Source organism: uncultured Turicibacter sp. (assembly GCF_938044715.1).
In the GTDB taxonomy this organism is placed as follows: Bacteria; Bacillota_I; Bacilli_A; order MOL361; family Turicibacteraceae; genus Turicibacter; species Turicibacter sanguinis.
The window spans coordinates 1-3,801 of the sequence record NZ_CALIOS010000096.1; the positions used below are offsets into that span (position 1 = coordinate 1).

Here is a 3,801-nt window from a genome sequence, read left to right on the forward strand (position 1 = left end):
TCACCCAAATATTATTTCACATTTTTAGACACCTATCCCCATAACTTTCTAACAATCCCTTTATTTTAAACAGTAAATGGAGCGCCAACATGATCCTTTAACTAATTTAAATATCGGCGTAAAAATTCTTTCGTTCGTGCCTGTTTAGGATTTACAAAGATTTCATCTGGTGTTCCTTCCTCAGCAATCACCCCTCGATCCATAAAAACAACTCGATGACTCACCTCTTTAGCAAATCCCATTTCATGTGTCACCACAATCATCGTTAATCCATCCTCCGCTAATTGTTTCATGACTTTTAAAACGTCACCCACCATTTCGGGATCAAGGGCACTTGTCGGTTCATCAAATAACAATACTTCTGGTTCCATACATAAAGCACGCGCAATGGCTACACGTTGTTTTTGCCCCCCTGATAATTGTGAACTACTTGCATGAGCAAATGATTTCATTCCGACCTTCTCTAAATAAAACATCGCTTTTTCGATCGCCTCTTCTTTTCTTCGTTTCAATACTTTTGTTTGTCCAATGACACAATTATCAAGAACTGTTTTATTTTGAAACAAATTAAAACTTTGAAACACCATCCCGACTTTAGTTCGGTATTGATTAACATTAAGTTCTCCCTTTAAAATATCCTGGCCTCGATATAAGATTTCACCACTATCTGGAATTTCTAATAAATTAAGGCATCGAAGTAGAGTTGATTTCCCACTTCCACTTGATCCAATAATCGTAATAACTTCTCCTTTATCCACATGAAACTCTATGTTTTTTAAAACCTCTAGTTCTCCAAATCGTTTTTCTAAATGATGGATGTTGATCATCGTATTTTCTGCCATACTCTCCTCCTAAAGATTTGCCATTGGAACCGTTTGCGATGATGGAAATGAAGTTTTTTTCACGTTCATTTTCTTTTCAATCCAACCTAAAATTTGTGCTGTAATTGTCGTTAACACTAAATAAATGAGGCACGTAATAAAAAACGTCTCAGAATATAGCATCACACTTCCTGCTACTGATTTAGATTGGAAGAAAACTTCAATCACCCCAATGACATTTAACATTGAACTATCTTTAATATTCACAATAAATTCATTTCCAATAGAAGGAAAGGCGTTTTTAATCGCCTGAGGTAAGATAATGTACATCATCGATTGAAAAGCGGTCATTCCAATACTTCTAGCGGCTTCAAGTTGCCCTTTATCCACTGACTGAATACCTGAACGGATAATTTCTGCCATATAAGCCCCAGTATTAACCGAAATAATCACAATCCCTGCAGTTAATGAACTCCACCCTAGAATAGGACGTAAAGCATGATATAAAAACATCGCTTGCACCATCATTGGAGTCCCTCTAAAAAACCAAACGTAAAGACCTATCAAACAGTGCATCATTTTTTTTAACACTTTTACACTTTTTAAGTCTCTTGGTTCAATTGTAATCGCACGCAATCCCCCTAGAACTAACCCAATAACTAAGCCTAACATCGTTCCTAAAAAAGCTAAAATGAGTGTCATTTTAATTCCATACATGAACAAATCAAAATTTTTAACAAATAAAGAAAATGATTTATTTAAAAAGCCATTTTGAGTGGTTAAGAACATCATAATTATTCACCTGTTGGCGCACTTTCGCGAGATTCTGTCATCCATTCATTTCGAGTCGAATCTGAAATATTATCTAAAGCAGATTGAACTTGATTAAAGAACTCTGTACCACGACTGCCTTCTTTTAATCCAATTGAAACAGATGTATCAATATCAAATCCTTTACCTTCTGCAAAGTGAACAATAGTCAAATCTGGATTAGCTTGAATGACCCCTTCGGCAACGGGTAATTCAGCCGTAATAGCATCTGCTTCATTTGATTGTAAAGAGACCACTAACTCAGGATAAGAAGATTTAGGTGTTAAGTGATTCACCCCTTCAATTTGGTCAATTACCGTATCATAATTAGTATTCATCTGTCCAATCACATTTTTACCACTAAAATCTTGAATAGATGTTGCATGAACTAAATCATCGTCTGCACGAACAATCAGTACCATTTCTGATTCAAAATAAGGTGTCGTAAAATCAATTCCTTGTTCACGTTCCTCATTAGCGGTCATCCCAGCAATAATCGCATCAATTTCTCCCGATTCTAGTGATAATTGCAAACCATCCCACTCTAATTTTTTAATCACTAACTCTTTTTCCATGCTCTTTGCAATTTCATTTGCAATTCTCACATCGTATCCATCACAAAATCCTGCTCCACCAATTGATACACTTGTCTGTGTTGGTGCTGACGTTTGCCAGTTAAACGGAGCATAATTACATTCCATTCCAACCGTAAACGTATCTTTTGAATTACTTGTAGCATTCCCGCTACATCCTGCAAGCAAAATACATCCTGCTAACGTTACAACTAATTTTCTCATATTAAAATCTCCCCTTTGATTAAAATTGATTGTAACAAAAAAAGTCGTGCTATTAACACGACTGAAAAAAAGTCCTCTGTTTAATAGCTCCTCTTCAAAACTGAAGGAGTGTTACAGGTATTTCCTGCAACCCCAAGTGACGTATTTGCCAATACGAAACTTTCGGCGATGATTACCTTTCCAACATTTCCTCACTTGCCAGCTCCCTGTTGTACTCTGATGCAACGCTACCTCTATACGATTTTTTTTGTCCTCTTATAAAATAACATGATTTCCATATAATGTAAACTTTATTTTGAAAAATATATTTTCACAAAAAAATCTATCCCGATTGACTCGAGATAGACAGGACTCCCTTATTTTAATTCAACAACCGTTGCTCCAGTTCCACCTTCACCGGCTCCCCCAAATCTAAAGCTTGCAACGTGTTTATTTTGTTTTAAATATTTATGAACCCCTTGGCGAAGAGCTCCCGTTCCATGACCATGAATAATCGTAATCGTTTGATATCCAGCCAATAAGACATCATCAAAGTATTTATCAAGCATTAACATAGCATCTTCATAGCGTTCTCCTCGTAAATCCAATTGAATTCCGACATGGCTATTACGTTTATGAACCATTTGCCCTTTTTTTGTTTCCTTTTTCTGAACCGATTTACGTAAATATTGAAGATCTTCAGGTTTAATGTTCACTTTCATCATACCCAGTTGAACCATCCATTCTCCATTTTTGGTTTGCTCAATCAGTTCACCTTGACGATTTAAAGATAAAACCATCACTTCATCACCTGGTTTTAACGGCTGTTTATTTTGAGCCTTTTTCTTAAATTGCTCTGCTTGTTTCGCCTCTGCTTTCTTTAATGACGTCAATTTTTCTGTTAACTCATGATCTTTCATTGATAAATCAGCCATTTTTTTCGCTTGACGTAAATCCATCACAATTTGTTCTGCTTCTTCTTTTGCTTGGCGAACACTTTCAAATGCTTCTTTTTTGATATCCTCTAAGACTTTTTCACGTTCTGCCTCAAATTTTGCCAGTTTTTGCTCATATTCTTTTTTCATTTCTTCAACTAATGTATTTTGTTGCTGAAGATGTTGAATCTCCTGATCTAATTGTAATCCACGATCCTCAAGTTTTGTAATTAAATCCGTCATTTCTGTTCGTTCACTTTCAACATATGAACGAGCTTGATTTAAAATGGCCTCTTTTAATCCTAAACGTTTTGAAATCTCAAAGGCATTTGAACGTCCAGGTACTCCAACAAGTAAACGATACGTTGGGGAAAGCGTCTCAACATTAAATTCAACCGATGCATTAATCACATCATCTTGCTCATAAGCATAGGCCTTAAGCTCAGGGTAATGCGACGT

Annotated in this window: 4 protein-coding genes and 1 riboswitch; all 4 genes read right to left on the reverse strand. The window is 36.0% G+C overall.

What is annotated here, in order from left to right; genetic code table 11:
• Nucleotides 1–101 precede the first annotated feature (101 nt).
• Entirely contained in the window at nt 102–842 is a 741-nt protein-coding gene (locus tag QWC74_RS09820) for an amino acid ABC transporter ATP-binding protein (protein WP_006785249.1), read from the reverse strand.
• Between the two features lie 9 nt (nt 843–851).
• A complete protein-coding gene (locus tag QWC74_RS09825) occupies nt 852–1,613 on the reverse strand; it encodes an amino acid ABC transporter permease (RefSeq protein ID WP_006785248.1) in 762 nt (253 codons plus the stop codon).
• Nucleotides 1,614–1,615: 2 nt separating this feature from the next.
• On the reverse strand, nt 1,616–2,428 hold the full coding sequence (locus QWC74_RS09830; protein ID WP_006785247.1) for a transporter substrate-binding domain-containing protein: 813 nt from the start codon (nt 2,426–2,428) through the stop codon (nt 1,616–1,618).
• Between the two features lie 76 nt (nt 2,429–2,504).
• Nucleotides 2,505–2,672, reverse strand: a riboswitch (Lysine riboswitch).
• 112 nt (nt 2,673–2,784) lie between these two features.
• Nucleotides 2,785–3,801 (reverse strand): Smr/MutS family protein (locus QWC74_RS09835; RefSeq protein WP_288994000.1); only part of this gene is annotated, 1,017 nt, incomplete at its 5' end.

Coding starts and splice junctions, on each gene's coding strand:
- QWC74_RS09820 (WP_006785249.1), bottom strand. CDS start 842: ATGGCAGAAAATACGATGATCAACATCCATCATTTAGAAAAACGATTT.
- QWC74_RS09825 (WP_006785248.1), bottom strand. CDS start 1,613: ATGATGTTCTTAACCACTCAAAATGGCTTTTTAAATAAATCATTTTCT.
- QWC74_RS09830 (WP_006785247.1), bottom strand. CDS start 2,428: ATGAGAAAATTAGTTGTAACGTTAGCAGGATGTATTTTGCTTGCAGGA.